This window comes from Rheinheimera texasensis (assembly GCF_964031785.1).
Taxonomy (GTDB): Bacteria; Pseudomonadota; Gammaproteobacteria; order Enterobacterales; family Alteromonadaceae; genus Pararheinheimera; species Pararheinheimera texasensis_A.
Window position 1 is genome coordinate 1,155,213 of the sequence record NZ_CAXIRE010000021.1, and the last position, 25,996, is coordinate 1,181,208.

Sequence of the window (25,996 nt, forward strand, 5' to 3'; positions counted from 1 at the left end):
TATTTGATTTTTAAAGCGTCAGACTAAACCAGCCGCATATCTCCCAACGTAAGTTTTCAGTGGCCCTGCTTTCGCTGCGACCTGCAATCCGAGCCGACGCAGCTGGACTAAAGGTGTCAGCTTGCTACTGAATACCTGATAAAACACATCCATTGCCGACATCATCAGCAAGTTTGCTTTGCGACGTTCTGATTCATATTGTGCCAATAGTGCCGGCGCCGCCAAATCAGCACCTGCTGAGAACTGCTTAACCAATAATGCTGAAAGACATTCGGCGTCAGCAAACCCCAGATTCACACCCTGCCCCGCCAATGGATTGATGGTATGGGCCGCATCACCAACCAAGACCAACCGGCCTTTGACATATTGATTGGCGTGACTGCGCGTCAGCGGAAAATAACCTTGTTTCACGACGCAGAATTCCCCCAGCGCCGCCGGGAAATGCAGACGAATTTGTTGCTCCAGCTGCGCAGCTGTTAAAGCTGCCAGCTGCTGAATGCGCAAATGGTCGTCATACCAGACTAAAGACGCTTGTTTGCCGGGTAATGGCAAATAAGCCCGTGGCCCTTGTGGCGTAAACTGCTGCCAGGTCATAGGTAAAGCGTCATAGCTGGTATTCACGTGTACCAGCAAACAAGCTTGTTGATATTGCCAGCCTTGCGAGCCAATACCAGCCAGTTGTTTCAACTGTGACTGCGCGCCATCAGCGGCTATCAGCAAGCGCGCTTTAATCTCGCCTTGGTCGGTCTGCAGACAAGCGTGATCTTCGAACTGTTGATATCCACTGAGCTGCACCGGGCAAAACTGCTGAACGGTATCGGGCAATTGCTGCCATAACGCCTGCTGGATATGTAAATTCTCAATAATGTGCCCCAGGTGATTTTCACCCAGTTCTGCGGCGGTAAAATCCAGCGGCGCGGCATTGCCTTCAAAAGCCCGCAAAGTTGCGTATGGCGCCAGCCGGTTGACCGATAACTGCTGCCAGGCACCCAGCTGTTGCAGCCAGGCTTCACTGCGCCGATTGATGGCACTGACCCGCAAATCACAGTCGCTGTCATCAGTGATACGGCTGGGTTGTTGCCGCTCCAGCAGCGCCACTTTCATGCCGGCTTGTGCTGTTGCCACAGCCAAAGCCGCGCCGACCATACCACCACCGACAATTGCAATATCAAACACACCGACCTGCCTTATTCATGATGACCATCAATCACTTATTCTGACCCAGTATTTTACGCAGCTTCGACACCTGAAAGCTGCGGTAAATCACAAAATGATAATTTTTTTCATTCGTTGAACAAAAATACGCTGACTGCGGGTCTGTTGACTCCAGAGACTTTAAGCAACCAAAGGCCCAGGTTATGACCCGTATATATAAAATGTTGTTGTCCATCCCGCTGCTGCTCTGTACTTATTTTGCCAGTGCCGCAGACATCGCATTAAAGCCCGAGCAGATCAGGCCTCTATTAAACGGCCAGACAGTGCCTGCTGGCTTACAGGTACAGGACAGTGCCGGCAAAACTGTTGATCTATCCGCGCTGTTGAGCCAACAAAAAACCATTCTGGTATTTTATCGCGGTGGCTGGTGCCCTTATTGCAACACGCAGCTGGCCGGTCTGCGCGATATCACGCCGCAACTGCAGAAGCTCGGTTACCGCATTTTAGCCATCAGCCCGGAACTGCCGGCGGCCAGTGCCAAGTCTGAACAAATGACCAAAGATGCTGCTCTTAATTATCAGCTGTTGTCCGACGCCAATCTGCAGGCATTGCAGGGTTTTGGTATCGCCTACTACATGGATGCCGCCACTGAAAAAACTTACAAAAATACTTATGGCATCAAGCTGACTTACGATGCGACCGGCCAGGCCGTATTACCTGCGCCGGCAGTGTTTATCATCAGCAAAACCGGAGAGATCCAGTTTAGCTATGTCCATATCAACTACAAAACCCGGCTGCAGCCACGCTTGTTGTTGCTGGCCGCTGAGCTCGCCAATCAATAACCAATAATCAAAACACCGGCAAAACCGCATAAAAACCCGATGATTATCCGCGAATGACGCATAGAAATTCGCGGATAATTCATGTGTACCAAGCAGCAGAAAAATCAGCAAAATTTCATTGACCGCCGGGTGAAAATCCGGCATTTTGCGCGGCCAAACTGCATTATGTGCCAGTCCTTTGCGCGTTGTCAGTCTTTGCTGCGACGATGATAAGTGGCTAAAGTAATGTGTCCGTTTTTGTTCTTTTGCCAGGAGATGCTTTGCATGCGTAAGGTAACTGTTGCTGCCACTCAGATGATCGGTGGCTGGAATGTGGAAGAAAATATTGCCCGCGGTGAAAAACTGGTGCGTGATGCCGCTGCAAAAGGCGCGCAAATTATCCTGCTGCAGGAACTGTTTGAACGTAACTACTTCTGCCAGAAACAAAAACCAGAATATTTAGAATTCGCGACGCCACTGGAAAATAATCAGGCCGTGGCGCATTTCACTAAGATTGCCAAAGAGCTGAACGTGGTTTTACCAATCAGCTTTTATGAACGTGCCGGCAACTGCCTTTACAACAGCGTGGCCGTCATCGATGCCGACGGTTCTTACCTTGGCACTTATCGCAAAAGCCATATCCCGGACGGCCCGGGTTACAGCGAAAAATACTATTTCACCCCGGGCGACTCCGGCTTTAAAGTCTGGGACACGGCCTATGCCAAAATCGGTATCGGTATTTGCTGGGATCAGTGGTTCCCGGAATGCGCCCGCGCGATGGCATTGATGGGCGCCGAGCTGTTGTTCTACCCTACCGCCATTGGCAGCGAGCCGCATGACCCAACCATTTCTTCACGCGACCACTGGCAGCGCACGCAACAAGGCCACGCCGCGGCGAACCTGGTGCCATTGATTGCGTCCAACCGCATCGGCACTGAATCGGAGCAGGATTTCTCAATCACTTTCTACGGCAGTTCATTTATCGCCGACCAGTTTGGCGCCAAAGTGCAGGAAGCCGACGAAGTCAGTGAAGCCGTACTGGTACATAGCTTTGATTTAGACGAGCTGGCGCACATCCGCCGCAGCTGGGGCGTGTACCGTGACCGCCGCATCGATTTATTTGACACTTTGTTGACCAAAGACGGCAAAACAGTGCCAAAGAACTCGGCGCAGTAAACCGTTAACCGGTTCACAACTTCCTTTCCAGGCCAGATTTTCTGGCCTGTTTCGCTTTCACCGGGTCTTGAACCCAGCCGCCTGCAGAGTCAGGGCGGCATTTCAGAAGGATAAAGCTACAGTGAGCGGATTCATCTCTGATCGCACTTTAACCAGCACACCACGCGCCGATGGTTTTTATATGCCAGCCGAGTGGGCCCGTCACAAGCAAACCTGGCTGGTGTGGCCAGAGCGCACTGACAATTGGCGGATGGGGGCAAAACCAGCACAACAAGCCTTTACTGCGGTGATCCGCGCCATCGCCCGCTTTGAACCTGTCACAGTGATGGCATCGGCCAATCAATTCGCCAATGCTCAGGCCCAACTCAGTCTGGAGCCAACTGTACACCCTATCCGGGTCGTAGAAGTCTCCAGCGATGACGCCTGGTGCCGAGATACCGGGCCGACCTTTGTGACCAATGGCAAAGAAGTTCGTGGTATCGACTGGACATTTAATGCCTGGGGCGGCCTGAACGGTGGTCTGTACTTCCCTTGGCAGCGCGATGATCAGGTCGCACAAAAAGTACTGAATATTGAAGGGCTGCCACGCTACCGGACTGAAGGTTTTGTACTCGAAGGCGGCGCTATTCATACCGACGGTGAAGGCACTTTGCTGACCACCGCCGAATGTTTACTCAATCCAAATCGCAACCCGCATCTGACCAAAGCACAGATTGAGCAACAACTCAGCGATTACCTGGGTATTGATAAAGTGATTTGGCTGGAAGAAGGCATTTTCAACGACGAGACCGATGGTCATGTTGATAACATGTGCTGTTTTGTCCGCCCGGGTGAAGTGCTGCTGGCCTGGACCGATGACGAAACCGACCCGCAATATGCCCGCTCGCGCGCCGCGCTGACAGTGTTAGAAAACAGCACAGACGCCAAAGGCCGGCCTTTTATTGTGCACAAACTGCCGGTGCCAGGCCCGTTGCTGGCCAAAGCAGAAGAATATGCCAGTGTTGACCTGACCGGCGCTGCAGTACCGCGTGAAGCGGCAGCCCGTCTGGCTGGTTCTTACATCAATTTTTATTTGTGTAACGGCGGCTTAATTCTGCCCACTTTTGATGACCCAATGGATAAAGTTGCCGCTGATATTCTGGCCAAAGTATTCCCACAACATCAGGTGGTGACTGTGCCTGGCCGGGAAATTCTGCTCGGTGGTGGCAACGTCCACTGCATTACGCAGCAGCAACCGGCCTAATCTCAGGGTGATTGGCTCCAAAAGCCCCGCCATAGTGCGGGGCTTTTTATTGGCCGCACAAAAAACAATCAACAAAATTACATATTTTAACTTTTTAGTGACTTTCAATCCCAAAATGCTAGCATCCGGTGGAGCTGCCTGAAGCAGTCGCCCAATCAGGGTCAACCAAAAAAATCAGAATCCAGGATTTGTTATGCATTTTATTCAAAAATCTGCGCTCTCTGCTGCAGTGCTGCTTGCGCTCAGCGCCTGTGGTGGTGGCGGTGACAAAAATAACGCCCCAACTGCGGTCAACGTCAGTATTGCCGCCGGCAAAAGCTGGTTACCACAAACCGGCTCTTTTAAAGCCACTGATATTGACGGCGACAATCTGCAAGTCACCGAGCTCCTCGAAGGTGGCAAAGCAGTCAGCCCGGTTAATGGCGTTTACAACCTCAAAGGCGGCACTTTAACCGTCCAGGGCCTGAATTTCATTTATACGCCGCAGCAAGGCCAGGCCAGCAGCCTGCAATATGTGATCAGTGACGGTTTCCTCACTGCCAGTGCCACACTGGAGATCCCGGCTGCTGCAACAGATCCGCTGGTTAATCAGCAATGGCATCTGCGCAACACTGGCCAAAAAGCCTATGCCTTAGGCGAAGGCCTGTATGACTATCTGGTCGACAGTTTCCAGGCGCAAGGCCTGTCGGCAGAAGATGCCGTAAAACTGGCAAAAACCCGGATGGCCAACTGGGAAAAAATCCTGGTACCAGGTGAAGACATGAACGTTGCCGCTGCATATAGCCAGGGCGTTACCGGTCAGAATACCATTGCCGTCGTCGTCGACTCTGGCCTTGAAATCGCCCATGAAGATTTAGAAGCCAACGTATTACCGAACCGTTCACTGAACTTTGTCGAAGGCGCATTAAATCCAACAGATCCAACCAACGGCGCGGTAGACGGTGACCACGGTACCAGCGTGGCCGGTCTGATTGCAGCTGTGGGCTGGAACGGTAAAGGCGGCCACGGTGTGGCACCGGACACCAAGCTGATTGGCATGAACTATTTGGAAGCACAGTCTGACCTGGCCTATTTCCTGTCGCACGGTATTCCTGGCAGTGGTATCACGCCAAATGAGCCTGTCGCAGTGTTTAACCGCAGTTATGGTATTACCTACCCTTCAGCACTTGCCTATGACGAAATGGAAGAAGCACTGCAGGAATTCACTGCAACTGAACTGCGCAGTGGCAAAGGCGTGGTCAACACCAAGTCGAGCGGCAACTCTTTCCTGTCTGGTCGCAGTACACTGGAAAACAACTTCTGTAGCGCCAGCGGAGCCCGCACTTTGGGCCTGACCTGCTACAACGCCAACATGGAAAACTCTCAGTCATCGCCGTATTACTTCAGCATTGGCGCGGTGAACTCAGACGGCCGACACACCAGCTACTCCACTGCCGGTGCCAACCTGCTGGTAGTCGCACCTGCCGGTGAATATGGCGACACGGCGCCAGCAATGGTGACCACAGACCAGATGACCTGTCTGCGTGGTTACTCCAGCTTTGCCTCCGCTGATTTTTATGACGAATATTTTGGCCCGGGTTATTTCGGCGCCATTTATCCGTTTAACAATCCTGGCCATGAAGACAACAGCAGCTGTAACTATACCAACAGCTTTAACGGTACCAGTTCGGCAGCACCAAATACTGCCGGTGTGGTCAGCCTGATCCTGTCAGCAAATCCTGCGCTGACTTACCGCGACGTGCGGCATATTCTGGTCAGCACCTCCACCAAAGTGGACGCCAATAACGCGCCGGTGAAGCTGACGCTGCCGGACGGTGAATTTGTTGCGCATGCCGGCTGGGTGAAAAACAAAGCCGGCTTTGAGCACAACAACCTGTACGGCTACGGCCGGGTGAATGCCGGTAAAGCCGTCGAAATGGCCAAGAGCTATAAAGCGAACCTCGGCGAGCTGAAACTGACAGCCTGGACTGGCCTTGGCGTTTACGCGGCTAAACCAGAAAAACTGACCAACACAGTGCCGGACAACTCAGCCAAAGGTGCGGAATTTACTATCGACGTGGCGGATGACATGGTGCTGGAAGGCGCGCAGTTCCGTCTGACAGTGGCGAACAGTGAGATGACGCTGGGTGTTGATGCCAAAGGCGCGTTATACAAAGAGTTTCACACCACAGCCGGTGCCGACCTTGCCATTGAAGTCACATCGCCACAGGGTACCCGCAGCGTGCTGCTGAGCTCTAAACAAGCCATGCTGATGCCAGCCGCCGGCGCGAATTTCTTCCAGGGTTATATTCTGAAAGATTCGGTGATGTTGTCGCAGGCATTTTATGGTGAAAAAGCCAAAGGCACCTGGAAAATCAAGGTACTGGATGCCAACGGTGCGGATATCAACGCCACTGGCGGTTTGTTAAAAACCAAAGGTTATCTGAACAACACGGCACTTTCGACTGTTGAAGGTGTTGCGATCCGTGTCTATGGCCACTAAGCCGGGAGCAGAACAAAATGTATAAATCAATGATTACACTGGCAATGGTGCTGAGCCTGCCATTGGCCCAGGCACAGCAAGTTCGCGAAATCCCGGAACTGCAGGGGCAAAATGCTGCGATTACTGCCGAACAAGTGACAAGCGCCGGCAAAGAACAGCCGTTGCAGGCTACTTTTGGCACTTATGTCACAGTCGCCGGTTTCAGCGCAACCACGGCGGATACGGTGTTAACCGCAGACGCAGTGGCGACTTTGGGTGAGCACAAAGTCTACGCCAACCCGGCGCAGGCAAAACCTGCAGTGCTGACTGAAAACACTGTTGTACGTAACTTGCTCAGCGGTGAGCTGGCGATTGTAACAGGCCGCATCAGCGTACTGACGCAAGACGTTGCAGCGCTGAACGCTGCTGCGGCTAAGTTAGGCTTAAAGCCACTGAAAAGCCTGCGCAAAGGCCAGCTGCAGATGTTGCAGGCCGGTGCCAACGCCGATTTACTGCAGCTGACACAGCAGCTACAACAGGTTGCCGGCGTGAAGACCGTCAAACTGGATGTGCTGGACAAGCGCCACACGGCGCAATAACAACTCAATCCCTAAGTAAAAAGGCGCCCTGAGGCGCCTTTTTTATCACTTACTGGTATAGATTTTGTCAGCGGGCTATCAAGCAGCTTTTTTCGCCGCGATATACTGGTCCACTACCCGTTCCAAAATTGCCAGTGGCATAGAGCCGTTTTGCAGCACAACGTCGTGGAAATCGGTCAGCTTAAATTTATCGCCGAGTTCCTGCTGCGCTTTGCTGCGCAGTTCGAGTAATTTCATCATACCGACTTTATAAGCGCAGGCCTGGCCCGGCATCACGATATAACGCTCAATTTCAGACTCAACATCGGATTTCGCCATGCCGGCATTGCCGGACATATAAGCAATGGCCTGTTCCCGTGTCCAGCGTTTGTGATGGATACCGGTATCCACCACCAGTCGGATCGCACGGAATAACTCGGCCTGTAAGCGGCCTAAATCACCAAAGGGGTCATCTTTATACAAACCCAGCTCCGCCATCAGCCGCTCGGTGTAAAGCGCCCAGCCCTCGGCATAAACGGTAAAAGGCAGAATATTGCGGAAAGTCGGCAGGCCTTTTAATTCTTGCTGGATCGCAAGCTGGAAATGATGGCCCGGAATACCTTCATGCACGGCCAGCGTTTTCATGCCAAATTTTGGCGTGGCGCGGATGTCGTAGAGATTGGCGTAAAACAGCCCCGGCCGTGACCCGTCCATGGCCGGTGGATAATAATAAGCGCCTGGTGAGGTTTTTTCGGAAAACTCAGGTACGCGTTTCACTTCTAAAGCTGCTTTAGGCCTGATATTAAAAGCTGGAGCCAACAGGTGTTCATTTGCGTCTAACAGCAATTTATAGTCCGCCAGGATCTGGGCGCGTCCTTCGTCGGAATCCGGATATAAAAAACCTTTGTCATCGCCAAGTGCAGTCATCATCTGCGCGACATTATCACCACTGATGCCTTGAGCATGCAAAATTGTCAGCATTTCCTGTTGGATCCGCGCCACTTCCGACAGTCCCATCTGATGGATTTGTTCAGGTGTCATATCGGTCGTGGTATGTTGTTTCAGAATATAGGCATAGTACTGATCACCATCCGGCAACTTCCAGACACCATCATCCTGCGTTGCGGACACCACAGCGTCAGTCCAAAAATCAGTCAGTTTCTGATAGCCAGGTAATACTGATTTTTCTATCGCGGTTTTGGCATCCGCAGCGATCTTTTGCCGCTCTGCGTCTGTAAGCTCGGGCATTTTTGCCATCGCTTCGACCAGATGTTTATACATCATATTTTGTTCAGCCCCGCCCGCAGTAAAGCCTTTTACCTCAACCAGCACTTTTTCAAGGACAAAACGGGGCGGTACAATACCTTTGCCAGCGCGAATATTTAAATCTTCAATCACCTGGCTAAACACCCGGTCAAACTGGTTAAGCCGGCTGACATATTGCTCAGCGTCAGTTTTATCTTTTAATCGGTGGGTGGTGGTCATAAACCGCGGCAATACGTTCTGTACGCCAAATAACTGATTGACCGGATACTCGTGGTAACGCCACTTCTCCCCTTCTGCTTGGTGGGCCATAAACCATTCCAGCATGTCGTAGTTGAGTTTTTCACTGTCCGACATACCGTCCCGGTCATAACTGCGCAGAGTAGCCAAATCCTGCTTCACTTTGGCATATTGCTTGTCCCCGGCGGCTTGCGAGCGGTCATCCAATTCCGCATTGTGACCACGTAAGCCAAAACTTTCTAACAATCCGAGTTGGCTCAATAATTCTGGACTGTTGAAGCCAAATTCAAGGAAAACCCTTTCGTAAAATACCCGGGCTGAAAGCGGTTTAAACCAAACCGCATTCACGACAAACGCTGTCAAAACAAGCACCGCTAACAACAATAAGCGCCCTAACCACTTCCACATCTTCACTTTCCTTTTTTTAGTTATAAATTAGTTATCCAGATACTTTTTTGTTACATCTTTACCATACCCGTAACTGCTGAAAAAAAACACAACCAAACAGGTCCGATTAGCAGGTTTTTTTCGTCGTAAATTTCGATTAAACTACGCACCCAATGCAAAAGGTCCGCCCCGGATGGCAGAGCTGCTCAATTTAAGTGGTAGGAGTACTCAATATGGCCAAAGCCTGTGCATGTCATATCCTGGTAAAGACCCAGGAAGAAGCGGAACAACTGAAAAAACAACTGGCCAAAGGTGCCAATTTTCAGGACCTTGCGAAGAAACATTCCTTATGTCCTTCCGGTAAAAAAGGTGGTGATCTCGGTGAGTTCAGACCGGGTCAGATGGTCAAAGCTTTTGACGACGTCGTGTTTAAAAAGCCGGTACTGGAAGTACATGGCCCGGTGAAAACCCAGTTTGGTTTCCACCTGATTAAAACCTTGTATCGCGCCTGAAGCGCACTTCAAGCGAGCCCTGCATGCAAATTATTCAGTGCCAGTATGAGTCCGAAGCGGCGCAGATCCTCGAGATCTTCAACCACGCCATTTTGCATACCACGGCTCTTTATGAATACAAACCGCGCACTATGGCAACCATGCAGCAGTGGTTCGCCAATAAAACAACTGGTAATTTCCCGGTGATTGGCCTCAAAGCCGACGATGGGACTTTATTGGCCTTTGGCAGTTACGGTACTTTCCGCGCCTTTCCGGCCTTTAAGTATTCGGTCGAACATTCGGTGTATGTGCATCCGGCGCATCAGGGCAAAGGCCTTGGCCGCCAGATGCTGCAGTTGCTGATTGAAGCAGCAAAAACTCAGGGTTATCACTTATTGATTGGTGGTATTGATGCCAGCAACAGCGGCAGTATCGCGCTGCATCAGAAACTCGGTTTTGTGCACAGCGGTACTATCAGCCAGGCAGGCTTTAAATTCGGCCGTTGGCTGGATTTAGCTTTTTATCAGCTGACGCTGCCAACACCGCTGCAACCGCAGGATGATTAATACTCTTTATCGCAAAACGCCCGCTTAACGCGGGCGTTTTTTTCCGGTCAGTTCGGCGCGCAGCCGGGCTTTTTCCTGCGACAACTTGCGGTTATTGGAAAACTTCTTCTTCGGTTTCACTTCATCCTGCTCGTCAGCCGCTTTGTGCGTACCTTTGCTGGAATGGTTAAACCGCGGGTCGTGGTCGTAGCCGGGGAACACCTGCTGGGTGATGACTTGTTTGGTCAGAAGCTCAATCTCTTTAAGCATCGGCAAATCGTCTGGCGTCACCAACGTGACCGCGAGGCCGACGTTACCGGCCCGACCGGTGCGACCGATGCGGTGCACATAATCTTCCGCTTGATGCGGCAGGTCGTAATTGACCACTATCGGCAGCTCTTCAATATCCAGCCCACGCGCGGCGATGTCGGTTGCGACCAACACCCGTACATTGCCTTCTTTAAAATCCTGCAGCACCTTAGTGCGATGGCCCTGACTTTTATCGCCATGAATAGCCTGAGCATCGATGCCATCAAGCTGCAGCTGTTTACTTAAACGGTCAGCGCCAAACTTAGTGCGACTGAAAATCAGCACCTGCTGCCAGTTCTTTTTGCCGATGACTTCAGAAATCAATTCACGTTTACGCTGGGAATCAACCCGGTACGCCAACTGCTCAACGCCTGCAGCGGTGGAGTTGGCTTTGGCCACTTCCACCAGCACCGGGTTATATAACAAGGAATCCGCCAGCGTTTTTATTTCCGGCGAAAAGGTCGCCGAGAAAAACAACGTCTGCCGTTTGGGCGGTAACTTCGCCATGATGCGGCGAATATCGTGGATAAAACCCATATCGAGCATGCGGTCGGCTTCATCCAGCACCAGTACTTCCAGCTGATACAGGCTAATGCTTTGCTGATGTAAATGGTCCAACAAACGCCCCGGTGTCGCAATGAGAATGTCGAGGCCCCCAGCGGCTTGCTCCAGCTGCGGATTGACCGACACGCCGCCATAAAATACTGCGGTTTTCAGCGGCAGATGCCGGGCATAAGCGGCGACGTTGTCGGCCACTTGCTGCGCCAGTTCACGCGTTGGCGTTAAAATCAGGCAACGCACTTGTTTCGCCACTAAGGATATGGGGTTGGTGCTGAGCTTTTGTAGAATAGGTAAGGTAAAAGCGGCGGTTTTGCCGGTGCCGGTCTGAGCGCCGCCTAACACGTCTTTACCCTGTAAGATCAGCGGAATGGTTTGTTGCTGGATAGGCGTTGGCGTCTGATAGCCTTGTTCGGCGATGGCCGTTAGAATAGGCGGCGCAAGGGCCAAATCGGTAAATTGCATAACACCTCAAATAAAAAACCAGCTGCAGGAGCCGCATTGCAGAGCGCGATTATAGCAGAAACAGCCGAGGCGTCGCAGTGGCAGCTTTATCTGGTGCGAACCAGCAGCGGCAGCCTGTATGCCGGTATTTCGACAGACCCAAAACGCCGGCTGCGCCAGCATCAGGGCGAGCTTGCCGGCGGGGCCAGAGCCTTGCGCGGCAAAGGCCCGCTGCAGCTGGTCTGGACTTTCACCGCCTGCAACCGCAGCCATGCCAGCACGCTGGAATATCAGCTGAAGCAACTGAAAAAAGCCGACAAAGAACGCCTGGTTCAGGGCCAATGGCAGCCCGACTGGCTGCAGCACAGTCCTGCCCCTCAAAGCGTAATCGACTTACCGCAGCCAGCTTCCACCGAAGTCGCATAGGCAAGTGGTTGAAAAACCGCTAATCTCCTGCAGAACCTGTTGTCTTCTACTCTGAGATTTATTGCCCCGTGGACAATTTTATCCTGATCCTGATTTACCTGAGCCTGGGTTTTGCGATGCGCCGGGTGCCGAAATTCCCGTCTGAAACGCCGGTCGTGCTGAACACTTTTGTCATGTATGTCGCGCTGCCGGCGCTGGTGCTGCAGAAAATCCCGTCGCTGCATTTTTCCTGGGATTTGCTTATTCCGGCTTTAGTGCCCTGGATATTATTGCTCATCGTCAGCGCCTTGATAGTCACGCTCGGCCGCTTGCTGCGCTGGTCACGTGACATTATCGTCGCGCTGCTGATTGTGCTGCCATTAGGCAATACCTCGTTCCTCGGTTTTCCGATGATTGAAGCGCTGTTTGGCGGCGACTGGCTGCCTTATGCGATGATTTACGACCAAATCGGCTCTTTTGTTGCGCTGGCCACCTGGTCGACCATTCTGGCGGCGCTCTATGGCGTGAATGCGGCGCAAAGCAAAGTTTCCCCTACAGCGATGGCGATACGTATTCTGACCTTTCCGCCATTTCTGGCACTGATTGTCGGGTTATCGCTCAAAGCCTGGACTTATCCGCCACTGCTGCAAACCACGCTGGATAATCTGGCCGTCACGCTGGTGCCCCTCATCATGTTTGCCGTTGGTTTTCAGCTGAAGTTTTCGCTGGCCGGGGAGCGGTTGTCGCCACTGTTAAGCGGCCTTGGCATTAAACTGCTGTTGATGCCGTTGTTGGTGCTCTGTGGCGCCATGCTGTTGGGATTATCCGGCAAAGCGGTGCAGGTGTCGGTATTTGAAGCGGCGATGCCACCAATGATCTCTGCAGGCGCTATTGCGATGATGGCTGGCCTGGCGCCACGGCTGGTGGCGGCGCTGGTGGGTTTTGGTCTGCTCTTGAGTTTTATCACCTTGCCGCTTTGGGCATGGCTACTTCACCAAATCTGAGTCGTCACTCGTTTTTTTAACGCTCAGCTTTTTATCGCTGGCTTTTTATCGCTTAGTTTCGAGTCGCAGCACGCTCAAATCCGCCTGGTCCAGCAACAACAACGCGGACAAAATGGTGTCGCTGACTTTATGATAAAAACCAATGTCAGCGCGCTCGAAAGTGTCGGTCGGCTGATGATAATCCGGATGGTCCGGCACGCCGAAATAAACAAACGGCACCCCTTCTTTGGCAAAACTGCCGTGATCGCTGGCGTCACTCCAGTCCTGTACCCGCCCTGCCACTGCCGCGGGTCGGTCGTGGCCAAACTTCAGCGCCACCAGACTGCCCTGCTGCAACGGCTGTAACAGTGGCAATAACGCCGGATACTGATAAGTGCCGACCGCAAACAGTTGCGCTTTGGTATCGCGGCTTAACATATCCAGATTCACGTTCAGCGCCAGTTGCTTTGGCTGTAACAACTTACCGGCAAATAACTGTTTGCTGCCATGCATGCCTTGTTCTTCGTGATCCACTGCCGCAAAAATCAGTGAATGACGCGGCGGATGCGCCTGAAAATAAGCCGCCAGCGCCAGTAAAGCAGCCACCCCTGAAGCATTATCGTCTGCGCCCGGAAACATCCGGTCCTGATGCACACCAACATGATCATAATGGGCAGTGACCACTATGGCCGGTAACTGCGCGGCAGTGCCGTTGATTTTGCCGATAAAGTTCACGCCATCGCTTTGCCCGTCGGTCTGGTAGGTCTGAGCAAAGCCGTCTGTGCCGGCGGCAGCAACTATTGGTATCAAGCCAAGCTCAGTAAAACGACGTTGCAGAAACTGCCGCGCCAATTCACTACCGGGTTGACCTGGCCGCCGGCCTGCCATCTCTGTGGACGCCAGTGTGCTGAAATCTGCCGTTTGCTGCAGCTGGTCGAGCCGGGGCTGATAACTGCTGCGGCTGACACCTGGCTGTGCGTCAATGCGTGCCTGTTCTGAGCGGGTTAACTGCTGCTGACCGACCTGATAAAAAGGCCACAGCGTGGCTGCACAGACCACACCAACCGCCAGCAACTGGCTAACACGCCTCAACCATAACGCCATCGACACACTCCTGTTTTTTCTATGCGACCCAAGCTGCTTCTTGATCAAAAATGGCGGTTTGACCGCCATTTTTAAAACATCACTTTACAACCGGCGCAATCAATAATCCCGCGCCAGCTGCAGTAACTTGGGTAAAAACTCTTTATCCATTTTCGCCAGTTCAATTTGCTCATCCAGCACGTCGTGCAGGATTTGATCTGTCGTCAGCGGATTGGCCAGCACGATGCGAAACACCACTGTATCCTGCCGATAGTAACGAGCCGGCGTCAAGCGGGTGCGCGAGACAAAAGATTTGCCCTCTTCGCGCTGCCGCTTCTGGATAAATTTGGTGAGACCACTAAGCAAATCATTGAATTTTTTAAGTTTTTCAATGTCGCCGGCAGCTTTGGTTTTGTGCATGGCCTGCTGCACCGTTGCCGGCACATAACGATAGGTCAGCAAACAAAGCTCAGGCGCAGTGACTAATTCAAAATCAGCGTGCAAATCAATCAGGCCGGCAAAATAACGCGCTTTTTCTAAGGAGCGGTTGATCAGAATTTCATAACCTTTGCGGCCAATCACCTGCAAACAGGCGTGCACCAGCATCGCCATGCCCGGGCGTGAACCTTCTAAAGTCTGGCTACCTAAATCTTTGGAGCCTTTGCGCAGGATATATTCGGCGTGATGCTCAATGGCATGCGCACTGGACGGATGCTTAAACACCACCATGCCCGCGCCCATCGGCACGTACATTTGCTTGTGCGCATCGATCGTCACTGAATCGGCCAGCTCTATCCCTTTGAGCAGATAACGGTATTTGTCTGACAGCAAAGTCGCGCCGCCCCAGGCTGCATCGACATGGAAATGACACTGCAACTCAGCCGCCAGCGTCGCAAGTTCGGCTAACGGGTCAACATTACCGGTTTCAGTAGTACCGGCCACCCCAACAATCGCCATCACGCGGATATGCCGGGCCTGCAACTCCAGCGCTTTTTCGCGCATTTTCGCCACATCGACTTTGTTGTCATCGCCAGTTGGAATGGGGAGCAGCATATCGCGGCCAATGCCCAATAAATCAGCGGCTTTTTTCAGCGAATAATGGCCACGTTCTGACACCAGAATGGCCAAATCGTCATAACCATAATGCCGCATGGCGCGGAACAGGCCTTCTTTGGCGACACCTTTAAAATCGCCGTCCGGTTTCAGCAGGCGGTTACGCGCAATCCACAGCGCGGTCATATTGGCGACAGTGCCGCCCGAGCAAAAAGCCCCAAGCGAATGATTGGCGCTATGCTGCCATTTTTTGTAGAAACCTTCGGTTTCGCCATACACCAGATGATGCATCATGCCGAGCACCTGGCGCTCCAGCGGTGTAAAGGCTTTGGAAGTTTCGATTTTGACCAGATTCTGATTCAGCCCGACCATCATTTTTGACAGCGGCAACACAAAATACGGTAAGGCTGAGGTCATGTGACCAATAAAACTCGGTGCCGCAGTATGGACTGAATGCGCCACCAGCTTTTGCATAATATTTTCGGCGTAATCAGAGACAAAAGTCGGTTCCGCCGGGATCTGATAGGCCTGAAAATCGCGTTCGATTTGCCACAGCGGCTTTTCCACTGCGACAATACTTTCACGCAGGAAACCGGCCAGATTCTGCGAAATATTCTGCTCGATGATGCTGAGCGTAGAGTCCGGCGCTTCAGGGACGGTAAAGATCCGCCACAGAGCCTCTTCGGACGCTGTTGCCAGTCGTTTGTTATCTGTCATTTATCCTCGCCGTGGTGAACTCAGACTCTGTGGTCTGTTGGCGCTTAAAAGCGCGTGGGCTCTGTGATGGCCCAAAGGAAGCAATGTACTAAAACACATCGCAAAAGTCTTTAAAAAATGTGCAGACTGGTCTGTGCAGTATGAATTGCGCAGTGCGGCCTGCGGGCGCTGGCCAGCCACTGCACCATCTTATTCTTAGCTACGCAGGCCCGTGCCGCGGCGGATCAAACGCATCGCGATACCAAACAACACAACAATCAGGCCAATCAGCACTGAATACGCCAGCGTCAGACTGACGTCGGAATGTCCGAGAAAACCATAGCGAAAGGCATTGACCATATAAACAATCGGATTCAGTGTCGACACGCCCTGCCAGAGCTCTGGCAACAGGCTCAGCGAATAAAATACCCCACCTAAATAGGTCAAAGGCGTCAGCACAAAAGTCGGCACAATGCTGATGTCGTCGAAGGTTTTGGCATAGACCGCATTAATCAACCCGCCCAGTGAAAACACTGCCGAAGTCAGTAACACAGTGCTGACGATGACCCATAAATGATGGATACGGATATCAACAAAAAATAAACTCAGTACAGTGACAATCAACCCGACCAGCACGCCGCGCGCCACGCCACCACCGACAAAGCCCAGCACTATGATGTAGTTCGGTACCGGTGCGACCAGCAGTTCTTCAACATTACGCTGAAACTTGGCGCTGAAAAAACTCGACGCCACGTTGGCATAAGAATTGGTGATCACTGACATCATAATGAGGCCAGGCACAATAAACTCCATGTAACTGAAGCCGTGGATTTGGCCAATCTGGCTGCCGATTAAGTTACCAAAAATAACAAAATACAGCGTCATGGTAATGGCCGGCGGTACCAGGGTTTGCACCCAAATCCGCAGGAAACGATTAGTTTCTTTATTCAGAATACTTTGCAGCGCAATCAGATATCTTGGTTTAAACATCAGTGTTTCCCCTCACCAATCAGGCTGACAAACAGCTCTTCCAGCCTGTTGGCTTTGTTCCGCATCGACAACACTGTGATGTCCTCTGCTGCGAGTGCGGAAAATACGGCATTGAGGCCCTGATTTTTCTCCACATCCACTTCAAAACTATGTTCGTCGAGTTTGCGGGTGACAAAACCCGGCAGCGTCAAATCAGCGCGGCCAGCTTTTAAATCCAGCACAAAAGTTTCTTTATTCAGTTTGCCCAGTAACGCTTTCATCGAGGTGTTTTCAATGATGCGGCCTTTGTCGATGATGGCAATATTGCGGCACAACATCTCGGCTTCTTCCAGATAATGCGTGGTCAGAATGATAGTGACGCCTTGGGCGTTAATCTCTTTGAGGAATTCCCACATAGAACGGCGCAGCTCGATATCTACGCCGGCGGTTGGCTCATCGAGGATTAACAGTTTGGGTTCATGCATCAAAGCGCGGGCGATCATCAGCCGGCGTTTCATACCACCGGATAATTCGCGTGAGCGGGCGTGACGTTTTTCCCAGAGGCCGAGCTGGCCGAGGTATTTTTCCGCCCGTACCAAAGCAACACTTTTGGGCACGCCGTAATACCCCGCCTGATTGACCACAATCTGCAGCACAGTTTCAAACTGGTTAAAATTAAATTCCTGCGGCACTAAACCTAACTGGCTTTTGGCATCTTCAAGCTGAGTATCAGTATCAAAATCAAAGACTTTGACCGAGCCGGACGTTTTATTGACTAAAGCACTGATGATGCCAATCGTTGTGCTTTTACCCGCTCCATTGGGCCCCAGCAGTGCGAAAAAATCGCCTTGCTGTACATCTAAGTCGATGCCATTTAAGGCTTTGGTGCCACTTTTATAACTTTTGTGCAGATCACGAATGGATAAGGCCAGCGTCACAGCGTGTTCCTCTTTAATCGCCAGGCGATTGTATGTTTGGATTCAGTAATCCCTGATGTGAATTAATCTTTGGCAGTCTGAGGTTGATAACCCCAACGCGGCATCAGCTGCTGCGGCAATCCCAAATGGTCCAGCAATCGGGCCACCATAAAATCAATCAAATCTTCAATAGTCTTGGGCTGATGATAAAAGCCAGGCGCCGCCGGCATAATAGTGGCGCCAAGTTTGGCTAACACCAGCAGATTTTCCAGATGCAAGGCACTTAATGGCGTCTCGCGCGGCACTAAAATCAACTGGCCTTTTTCCTTGATAACGACGTCCGCAGCCCGCTCAATCAGGTTGTCGCTCATGCCATGGGCAATAGCTGCAACAGTGCCGGTCGAGCAAGGGCAAATCACCATGGTTTTGGGCGCAGCCGAACCCGACGCCACTGGCGAGAACCAGTCATCTTTGCCGTAGACAGCCAGTAAGTTGGGGGCACAGCCAAAGATTTCAACCAGCTGCGCCTGACAAGCCTGCGGATTGCCATTGAGTTTTAAATCATGTTCAGTGGCAAACACCACTTTAGCGGCGCTGGAAACCAGCAAATGCACTTTAACATTCAGACTCAGCAGCACCTGCAGCAGGCGCCAGCCATATAAAGCACCGGAAGCGCCGGTAAACGCCAGCGTGACTTCACGCTGGGGGGAAACATTGTGTTGAACGGTCAGATCATTACTCACATGCATAAAAGTGCCTTTTTGCTGAACGCAGCTGGCTTATGCCGCAGCCAGCGCCTGTAATAACTTATCGTGAATGCCGCCGAAGCCACCGTTACTCATCACCAGAACCGAATCGCCCGGCTGCGCCGTTGCGACAATAAGTTGAACCAGCCTGTCGATATCCTGTTCCACCGCCGCCGGAATGGCGCATTGCTGGCTGATTTGTTCTGCCAAAGCGCCAAGCGACCAGCCGCTGCTCGCCGGTTCAAATAAAAACACTTCGTCGGCTTTAGCAAGGGAAGCCGGTAACGCCTCTTTATGCACGCCCATCCGCATCGTGTTTGAACGCGGTTCCAATACGGCCAGAATACGGTTTTGGCCCACCCTGGCACGTAAGCCGGCTAAGGTCGTCTCAATCGCCGTCGGGTGATGAGCAAAATCATCATAGACGCTGATGCCATTGACCACGCCTTTTAATTCCAGCCGGCGTTTCGGCGCGACAAACTGGCTCAGCGCTTCAACCGCTACCGCCAGCGGCACGCCGGCATGTTGCGCTGCCGCGAGCGCCATCAGGCCATTGTCAACACTGTGCTGACCACATAAAGCCCAGTTCACCGTGCCTTTGACTTCGCAGCGGAAACTGACTTCAAAGGCAGAACCGTCGGCCTGCAGCAAGCGCACCTGCCAGTCAGTCCCACTTTGTTGCTGTTCACTCCAGCAGCCCATCGCCAGCACTTGCTGCACGGCCGGTACATCCGCTTGCGACAGCACTAAGCCATTGCCCGGCACCATGCGCAATAAATGATGGAACTGACGCTGGATCGCCGCCAAATCCGGGAAAATATCAGCGTGATCAAACTCAAGATTATTCAGGATTAAGGTCCGTGGCCGGTAGTGTACAAACTTGCTGCGTTTATCAAAAAACGCTGTGTCGTATTCGTCAGCTTCAATGACAAAAAATGGCGCTTCGCCCAAACGCGCCGACACATCGAAGTTCTGCGGAATGCCACCAATTAAAAAGCCAGGTTTTAACCCGGCAAATTCCAAAATCCACGCCAGCATCGTCGTGGTAGTGGTTTTGCCGTGCGTGCCAGACACCGCCAGTACCCAGCGATCGCGCAGCACTGTTTCCGCCAGCCACTGCGGGCCTGAGGTATAAGGGATATTGCGATTTAATACATATTCAACGCATGGATTACCACGGGACATCGCATTGCCAATGATGACTAAATCCGGTGCCGGCTCCAGCTGCGCCGGGTCGTAGCCCTGGGTCAGACTGATGCCAAGTTCTTCGAGTTGTGTGCTCATCGGCGGATACACATTGGCGTCAGAACCTGTGACCCGGTGGCCTAAACTTTTGGCAATGGCTGCAATGCCACCCATAAAAGTGCCGCAAATACCCAAAATATGAAGATGCATTCAATAATCCTGTTCTGCCTGAACCAGCATCGCTCTGCAAACAACAAATGCAGAGCCGCTCGCCGGTGTTTTGTCGCATTGTAACAAAAGAAAAGCCGGCTTTTTCGAAATAAAATCGGTGATAAAAATGCAATTTTTAGCCAGATTCTTTAAACTCTGGGCCCACTATCAAGTGCACGGTCAGGTACGCGGCCAACAGAGCCACAATTAAGCGACCGGCCTGGCTTCACCCCTACACTAACAGAAGGATATACCGATGCGCCGTCTGGCTCCTGTACTGCGACAAGATGGGGTCGATACCGACCTGATTGCTCTGATTAAAACCATTCTGGCCGCCTGTAAAGAAATCTCCTTCCGGGTCGGGCAAGGCGCATTAGCCGGCGTATTAGGCTCGACGCTCGATGAAAACATTCAGGGCGAAACGCAGAAAAAACTCGACGTGCTGGCCAACGAATTGCTCAAAGACATGATTTTGGAAACCGGTGTGGTCAAAGCGATTTCCAGTGAAGAAGAAGACCACACGGTCGCCGGCAATCCACAAGGCCGTTATCTGGTGACGTTTGACCCGTTGGATGGTTCTTCCAACACCGATATTAACAGCCTGATTGGCACCATTTTTTCAATTCTGCCGGCGCGTGATGACGTTGACGCCGCTGATGCCGCGCAGTTTTTGCAGCCCGGCACCGCCCAATTGGCCGCCGGTTATGTGTTATATGGCCCTTCTACTATGTTGGCGCTGACCACTGGCCAGGGCACTCGCCTCTACACACTGGATAAAACTTATGGCGGTTTCCTGCTAACCCAGGAAGAAGTGGCTATTCCGTCAGTCACCGCCGAGTTCGCCATCAATATGTCGAACCAGCGTTATTGGCAACCCGGCATGCAGGCTTATGTCGGTGATTTACTGCAAGGTAAAGCCGGCCCGCGCGGCAAAAACTTTAATATGCGTTGGATTGCCGCCATGGTCGGTGACGTGCATCGCATCCTCTGCCGTGGTGGCATTTTTATGTATCCAACCGACAACAAAGACCCGAACAAACCGGACAAACTGCGCCTGATGTACGAAGCCAATCCGATGAGTTTTCTGGTAGAACAAGCCGGCGGCGCAAGCTCCACCGGTTACCAGCGGATTATGGAAATTGAGCCGCACGACATTCACCAGCGTGTTGCGGTGATCCTTGGGTCTAAACACGAAGTGGACAGCTGCCTGAAGTATCATCAGGCCTGAGTGCGAACGACGCCCGACCAAAGTCAGGGCGGACAACCATAGCGATTTTTAGTGTCGCCGGTATAATAGGCGTCACTGCATGTTTAATAAATAAGGAAGCATCATGAGCTTAAGTCTGGTCCCGGCAGGTAAAAATCTGCCAGATGAAATCAACGTCATCATCGAAATCCCGGCCAATGCCGACCCAATCAAATACGAAGTCGACAAAGACAGCGGCACAGTTTGGGTTGACCGTTTTATGTCGACGCCAATGTTTTATCCATGCAACTACGGTTTTGTGAACCACACACTGTCTCTGGATGGTGACCCGGTTGACGTGCTGGTGCCAACGCCATATCCATTAGTACCAGGCGCAGTCATTAAATGCCGCCCGGTTGCAGTGCTGAAAATGGCTGACGAAGCCGGTGAAGATGCCAAAGTGCTGGCAGTCCCTATCAGCAAACTGACTAAAATTTATGACCACATTCAGGACATCGGTGACGTGCCTGAGCTGTTAAAAGGCCAAATCCAGCACTTCTTCGAACGTTATAAAGAGCTGGAACCAGGTAAGTGGGTCAAAGTGATTGGCTGGGGCGACAAAGCTGAAGCCAAAGCCGAGATCCAAACCTCATTTGAACGCGCGCAAAACAAATAATTTTGTGCTGTGTTAAAAGACAGGCCCGCACTGCCGGGCCTGTTTCATTAACTGAGCCAAATCGCGAATTTTCAGTACTATCCCATTCTTTACATTCATAAATTCTGTTCTAATGCCCTGAGATTGCTGCGCCAATCCAAATTGCTGTCTATACTCGAAAGTGATTTCAAATCAAAGATATTCAAAATAATACGGCCTTTGCGCTGATCCAACGGGGTAATCATCTATGGAATTTTTGCAACGCCTTTCGATTGCGAAAAAAATCTATTTAATCCCCCTCATTGGCACCCTGATGTTTGTGGTGTTTTTGGGGCTCTCAACAAAAACCGCTTTGAGTAACGTCAAAACTCTGGAAAGTACCAGAGATATTCAGTTCCCTGTGCTGCAAGCCTCTGAAAGCGCACTGGTTTCGCTGGAACGGTTAAAAGAATCGCTGGCTAGCGCCGTCACTACCGGTGACGAAGAAGCACTGAATGGCGCCAATAAACTCGCTGAACAGATGAAAAAGCAACTGACGACTGTTGGCCAGCTGGAATCTGAAGTCAGCCGCGAAGTCGGGCAAATCCTGCAATCTTTTGACGCTTATTACACCGTCGCCTTTAAAGTGTCGCAGGAAATGGTCAGTAATACCGCCGACATGGCAACCATTGGTGAACGTTCACAGAAAATGAACGCGGACTACGAAAACACCGTCAATAAACTTACTTCGTTTCGCGACGTGCAGTTAAAGCAATTTAAAAATGCCATTGATGATGCAAACGGCCAGGCGTCTCAGATGATTACGGTCGGTGTCATTATGATGGTCATCACTGTGTTGGCACTGTTTGGTACTGCGCTGCCAGTGGTCAAAGGTATCGACAGCAGTCTTGGTCATATCATTCGCTCGCTGCGGGATTTGGCGAAAGAAGACGGCGATTTGACAGTCCGGATCCAGACCAACTCAAAAGATGAACTCGGTGATTTAGCCTTCTGGTTTAACTCTTTTATGGAAAAACTGCAGGGCGTGGTCAAAGAAATCGTTAATACCGCGCTGCCATTGTCTTCGCTGGCTAAAGACCTGCACCAACTGACAGATGACACCAACAGAACTATCGCCGTGCAGCGCAAAGCGGCAGATCAGGCCAAAGTTGCTGTGGACGATATGAGTAACAGCGTCATCGCCGAAGCCAGCAGTGCCAATGAAGCATCAAGCGCTGCCAATGATTCCAACGTCGCTGCAGACCGTGGTCAGCAAACAGTTGGTGTCACAGTCAACAATATCCGCCAGCTGGCGAGCAATGTGCAGGAAGCTTCTGAAGTCATTCTGAAACTGGAAACAGATGCTAATCAGGTTGGTGCTGTGCTCGATGTGATTAAAGGTATTGCTGAGCAAACCAACTTGCTGGCACTGAACGCCGCCATCGAAGCTGCCCGTGCCGGCGAACAAGGCCGTGGTTTTGCCGTGGTCGCCGACGAAGTGCGTACTCTGGCATCCAGAACACAGAAATCTACTGAAGAAATTCAGAAAACCATTGAACAGCTGCAATCAGCCGCCCGCTCTGCAGTGCAGAAAATGCAGCAAAGTACGGTGCAAGCCGATCAGAGTGTGACTTCAGCCAATCAGGCCGGCGACTCTCTGCAGGCCATCACCACCAGTATCCGTCGTATTCGCGAGATGAACCAGCATATTGCTTCTGCCACTGAAGAGCAGCAAGTGATGGCCGGAACCATCGTGGGGCACGTGGTGGATATCGTCAAACACACTGAACACACTTCACAAAGCGCCGGCCACATCGCCAAGGCCAGCCGCGAACTGGCGAATCTGGCACAGAACCTGGAAAACATTGCCCGGTTGTTCCGCGTCTGATGCTTCCAAATGCAGCGGCTCCAGCCGCTGCAGCATAAAAAAATGCCGCTTAATGCGGCATTTTTTATGCTGAAAACTTCAGTATTTAAGGCTGCCAGCTGCGAATAAATGCCAGCAGTTCGGGGGTCGGCATCGGTTTGGCATACATAAAGCCCTGCACCTCATCACAGCCCATCGCTTTAACCACGGCCGCCTGCTCTGGCGTTTCAATGCCCTCGGCAATAGTCGATAAACCTAAGCGTTTACCCAGACTGACAATGGTTTCTGCAATGACAGAACCATTGGGCTTGGAACAATCCCGCACAAAAGCGCGGTCGACTTTAATCCGGTCCAAGGGCAACTGCTGCAGGTAACTCAAACTGGAAAAACCAATGCCAAAATCGTCAATGGCCACTTTAATGCCGTGCGCTTTGAGCTGACTCAAAGCCTCGATCACGATTTTCGGTTCGTCCATCACGACGGATTCTGTAATTTCCAGTTCCAGCATTTGCGGATCAATTTTTGCTGCCTGCACCGCATCAATCACCGATCTGACAAAATTCGGGCTGCGGAACTGTGGCATCGACACATTCACCGCAATGCGCAGTGGCTCCAGGCCTTGAGCGGTCAGATAGTGAATTTGTTGGCAAGCCTGCCGGATCACCCAGTCACCAATTTCCACAATCAGCCCGGAGTATTCTGCCAGCGGAATAAAGACTGCCGGCGAAATATAACCACCCTGCCCATCTGGCCAGCGCAACAGCGCTTCCATACCGATGACCTTATTGTCGCTCAGCGAAATCTGCGGCTGATACCACAATGCGAGTTTGTCCTGAGCAAAATCCTGCCTTAACCGGCGCAGCAAAGCCAGGCGTTCGGCCATCTGGTCTTCCAGCTCAGCGTGATAAAACTCATAGTTTTGCGACAAGCTTTTTTTCGCCCGGTTCAGCGCGATATAAACCTGCTTCAGAATCCCTAGCCCCTGACGCACGGTATCGGTCAACCGGCAAAAACCAAAAGTTGCGTTGATTTGTAAGCTGTGCTCTGACGCCTGAAACGGCGTGGCAAAAACAGCGTTTAACTGCTGTGGCGTTAACTGTGCTTCAGGTCCGATCAAACCAAAGACGTCGGCACCGATGCGGGCAATCTGGGCGATATCACCAAACTTTTCCACCAGCCGGTGCGTCACCGCGACCAGTAACTCGTTGCCGACTTCCTGGCCTAAGCCGTCATTGACGTCAGAAAAATGGTCAATATCAATCAGCACTGCGACCGTCTGCTCTGGCGCCAGCCGGCGGGTTTCCTGCAGCAGTTGTGTGTATTCATTGCGGTTCGGCGTTTTGGTCAGTGGGTCAATATACGCTGCATGCTTTAGCTGCTGGAACAACGTGACATTTTCATACCCAATCGAAATGTTACTGAGGAACACCTCTATCAGCTGGCGGTCAAAATCTTCAATAGGCCTGTTGGTTTCGATATACACTGCGGCACTGTGTTCGGCATTCCCGAGATACAGCACGGTATCAAAGGCGGTAAATATATGGCGTTTTTCCGCCAGACAATGCAGGATTTGTTGAATGATCCGCTCATTGCCCAAGCGCTCCAGCTTGCATTTAATATAAGGCGCATAGTGCCCGGCAGCCCCCAGCACGTAAACATTATCGCTGGCCGAACCGTCGTCTTCAATCTGGGCACACAACACACCTTCAGCATGCAGGCCAATCAACGAGGAGATTTGCGTCACGACGCCTTCAGAAAACTCATGCAGTGAATGCTGCTCGAGTAAATTGGCGCCGGCATTGATGATTTTCTGTAAACCCAGCCGGTTTTGATTGATAGTGCGAATTTGTTGATAAGAACGGATCGAAGAAATAATCGAAGTGACCAGCTTGCTGCGCGTCAGCTCAGTCTTGGTTTTGTAGTCGTTGATATCATATTCTTTGATCACACTTTCTTCTGGCGCATAACCAGGCTGACCCGTACGCAACACAATCCGGACTTCGTCCATGCCCAGTTGTTCGCGGATTTGTTGCACAACTAATAAGCCGGCATCGTCGGATTCCATCACAACATCCAGCAGAATCACGGCAATATGCGGATTTTTCTTCAGAAATTCGATGGCAGCGCGGCCAGAATAAGCATGATGAAACACCAGCTTACGGCCCTGTACCAGCAAGTCACTCAGGGCCAGTCGTGTGACAGTGTGGATTTCTTCATCGTCGTCAACAATGAGCAAATGCCATTCCCCAGTGACCTGAGGCGCCGGCGTATAAACACTCTCGTCTTCTGCGAGGAACAGAAAATCATCATCTGTTACTTTTGAAACCATTCAACGACCTTATCCTTAGAGTCTCACCGGGCAACACTGACGGGAATTCCATGTTGTTGTGC

At 51.7% G+C, this 25,996-nt stretch carries 22 protein-coding genes; 12 read left to right on the forward strand and 10 right to left on the reverse strand.

What is annotated here, in order from left to right:
* Nucleotides 1-18 precede the first annotated feature (18 nt).
* Entirely contained in the window at nucleotides 19-1,176 is a 1,158-nt protein-coding gene (locus ABNT34_RS16705; RefSeq protein WP_348733617.1) for an FAD-dependent oxidoreductase, read from the reverse strand.
* A gap of 182 nt (nucleotides 1,177-1,358) precedes the next feature.
* On the opposite strand from ABNT34_RS16705, the gene ABNT34_RS16710 reads away from it, so the two are divergent.
* The 5 genes from ABNT34_RS16710 to ABNT34_RS16730 all read left to right on the forward strand — a co-directional run bounded on the left by ABNT34_RS16710 (nucleotide 1,359) and on the right by ABNT34_RS16730 (nucleotide 7,455).
* Nucleotides 1,359-1,997 carry a peroxiredoxin-like family protein gene (locus ABNT34_RS16710; RefSeq protein ID WP_348733619.1) on the forward strand — a complete coding sequence of 213 codons (639 nt, stop codon included), beginning with the start codon at nucleotides 1,359-1,361 and terminating at the stop codon, nucleotides 1,995-1,997.
* Nucleotides 1,998-2,261: 264 nt separating this feature from the next.
* A complete protein-coding gene (aguB, locus tag ABNT34_RS16715; protein WP_031568516.1) occupies nucleotides 2,262-3,152 on the forward strand; it encodes an N-carbamoylputrescine amidase in 891 nt (296 codons plus the stop codon).
* Between the two features lie 121 nt (nucleotides 3,153-3,273).
* Nucleotides 3,274-4,395 (forward strand): agmatine deiminase, encoded by a 1,122-nt coding sequence (gene aguA / locus ABNT34_RS16720; protein ID WP_348733622.1) that lies wholly within the window; start codon nucleotides 3,274-3,276, stop codon nucleotides 4,393-4,395.
* Between the two features lie 193 nt (nucleotides 4,396-4,588).
* Complete coding sequence (locus ABNT34_RS16725) at nucleotides 4,589-6,877, forward strand: S8 family serine peptidase (protein ID WP_348733624.1); 2,289 nt, start codon at nucleotides 4,589-4,591, stop codon at nucleotides 6,875-6,877.
* 17 nt (nucleotides 6,878-6,894) lie between these two features.
* Entirely contained in the window at nucleotides 6,895-7,455 is a 561-nt protein-coding gene (locus ABNT34_RS16730) for a hypothetical protein (RefSeq protein WP_348733626.1), read from the forward strand.
* Between the two features lie 78 nt (nucleotides 7,456-7,533).
* Here the strand turns inward: ABNT34_RS16730 and ABNT34_RS16735 are convergent, their stop codons facing one another.
* Entirely contained in the window at nucleotides 7,534-9,345 is a 1,812-nt protein-coding gene (locus ABNT34_RS16735) for a DUF885 domain-containing protein (RefSeq protein WP_348733628.1), read from the reverse strand.
* 212 nt (nucleotides 9,346-9,557) lie between these two features.
* Between ABNT34_RS16735 and ppiC the strand changes: the two genes are divergently transcribed.
* Entirely contained in the window at nucleotides 9,558-9,836 is a 279-nt protein-coding gene (gene ppiC, locus ABNT34_RS16740) for a peptidylprolyl isomerase PpiC (RefSeq protein ID WP_348733630.1), read from the forward strand.
* 23 nt (nucleotides 9,837-9,859) lie between these two features.
* Nucleotides 9,860-10,381, forward strand: coding sequence for an N-acetyltransferase family protein (locus tag ABNT34_RS16745; RefSeq protein WP_348733632.1), 522 nt, complete (start codon nucleotides 9,860-9,862; stop codon nucleotides 10,379-10,381).
* Between the two features lie 24 nt (nucleotides 10,382-10,405).
* Here ABNT34_RS16745 and ABNT34_RS16750 read toward each other — a convergent pair whose 3' ends face one another.
* Entirely contained in the window at nucleotides 10,406-11,692 is a 1,287-nt protein-coding gene (locus tag ABNT34_RS16750; protein ID WP_348733634.1) for a DEAD/DEAH box helicase, read from the reverse strand.
* A 36-nt stretch (nucleotides 11,693-11,728) separates the two neighbouring features.
* On the opposite strand from ABNT34_RS16750, the gene ABNT34_RS16755 reads away from it, so the two are divergent.
* The gene (locus tag ABNT34_RS16755; protein ID WP_348733636.1) at nucleotides 11,729-12,097 is read left to right on the forward strand and encodes a GIY-YIG nuclease family protein; all 369 of its coding nucleotides are present in this window, start codon (nucleotides 11,729-11,731) and stop codon (nucleotides 12,095-12,097) included.
* 68 nt (nucleotides 12,098-12,165) lie between these two features.
* The gene (locus ABNT34_RS16760) at nucleotides 12,166-13,080 is read left to right on the forward strand and encodes an AEC family transporter (RefSeq protein ID WP_348733638.1); all 915 of its coding nucleotides are present in this window, start codon (nucleotides 12,166-12,168) and stop codon (nucleotides 13,078-13,080) included.
* A gap of 45 nt (nucleotides 13,081-13,125) precedes the next feature.
* Here the strand turns inward: ABNT34_RS16760 and ABNT34_RS16765 are convergent, their stop codons facing one another.
* The 6 genes from ABNT34_RS16765 to mpl form a co-directional block, all read right to left on the reverse strand.
* The gene (locus tag ABNT34_RS16765; RefSeq protein ID WP_348733640.1) at nucleotides 13,126-14,163 is read right to left on the reverse strand and encodes a M28 family peptidase; all 1,038 of its coding nucleotides are present in this window, start codon (nucleotides 14,161-14,163) and stop codon (nucleotides 13,126-13,128) included.
* A gap of 99 nt (nucleotides 14,164-14,262) precedes the next feature.
* Nucleotides 14,263-15,912: a pyridoxal-dependent aspartate 1-decarboxylase PanP gene (gene panP, locus ABNT34_RS16770; protein WP_348733642.1), complete on the reverse strand. Its 1,650-nt coding sequence runs from the start codon at nucleotides 15,910-15,912 to the stop codon at nucleotides 14,263-14,265.
* A gap of 195 nt (nucleotides 15,913-16,107) precedes the next feature.
* Entirely contained in the window at nucleotides 16,108-16,881 is a 774-nt protein-coding gene (locus ABNT34_RS16775; protein WP_348733644.1) for an ABC transporter permease, read from the reverse strand.
* The gene (locus ABNT34_RS16780) at nucleotides 16,881-17,798 is read right to left on the reverse strand and encodes an ABC transporter ATP-binding protein (protein WP_348733646.1); all 918 of its coding nucleotides are present in this window, start codon (nucleotides 17,796-17,798) and stop codon (nucleotides 16,881-16,883) included. The genes ABNT34_RS16775 and ABNT34_RS16780 overlap by 1 nt, the downstream gene beginning before the upstream one ends.
* Nucleotides 17,799-17,860: 62 nt before the next feature.
* Nucleotides 17,861-18,526 (reverse strand): flavin prenyltransferase UbiX, encoded by a 666-nt coding sequence (locus ABNT34_RS16785; protein WP_348733648.1) that lies wholly within the window; start codon nucleotides 18,524-18,526, stop codon nucleotides 17,861-17,863.
* A gap of 30 nt (nucleotides 18,527-18,556) precedes the next feature.
* Entirely contained in the window at nucleotides 18,557-19,918 is a 1,362-nt protein-coding gene (gene mpl, locus ABNT34_RS16790) for a UDP-N-acetylmuramate:L-alanyl-gamma-D-glutamyl-meso-diaminopimelate ligase (RefSeq protein WP_348733650.1), read from the reverse strand.
* Between the two features lie 256 nt (nucleotides 19,919-20,174).
* Here mpl and ABNT34_RS16795 point away from each other — a divergent pair, with 256 nt between their 5' ends.
* The 3 genes from ABNT34_RS16795 (at nucleotide 20,175) to ABNT34_RS16805 (ending at nucleotide 23,626) form a co-directional block, all read left to right on the forward strand.
* Entirely contained in the window at nucleotides 20,175-21,146 is a 972-nt protein-coding gene (locus ABNT34_RS16795) for a class 1 fructose-bisphosphatase (protein WP_348733651.1), read from the forward strand.
* 103 nt (nucleotides 21,147-21,249) lie between these two features.
* Nucleotides 21,250-21,780 carry an inorganic diphosphatase gene (gene ppa, locus ABNT34_RS16800; RefSeq protein ID WP_031568541.1) on the forward strand — a complete coding sequence of 177 codons (531 nt, stop codon included), beginning with the start codon at nucleotides 21,250-21,252 and terminating at the stop codon, nucleotides 21,778-21,780.
* 226 nt (nucleotides 21,781-22,006) lie between these two features.
* Nucleotides 22,007-23,626 carry a methyl-accepting chemotaxis protein gene (locus tag ABNT34_RS16805; protein ID WP_348733654.1) on the forward strand — a complete coding sequence of 540 codons (1,620 nt, stop codon included), beginning with the start codon at nucleotides 22,007-22,009 and terminating at the stop codon, nucleotides 23,624-23,626.
* Nucleotides 23,627-23,711: 85 nt separating this feature from the next.
* Here the strand turns inward: ABNT34_RS16805 and ABNT34_RS16810 are convergent, their stop codons facing one another.
* A complete protein-coding gene (locus ABNT34_RS16810) occupies nucleotides 23,712-25,934 on the reverse strand; it encodes an EAL domain-containing protein (RefSeq protein ID WP_348733656.1) in 2,223 nt (740 codons plus the stop codon).
* Between the last annotated feature and the right edge of the window lie 62 nt (nucleotides 25,935-25,996).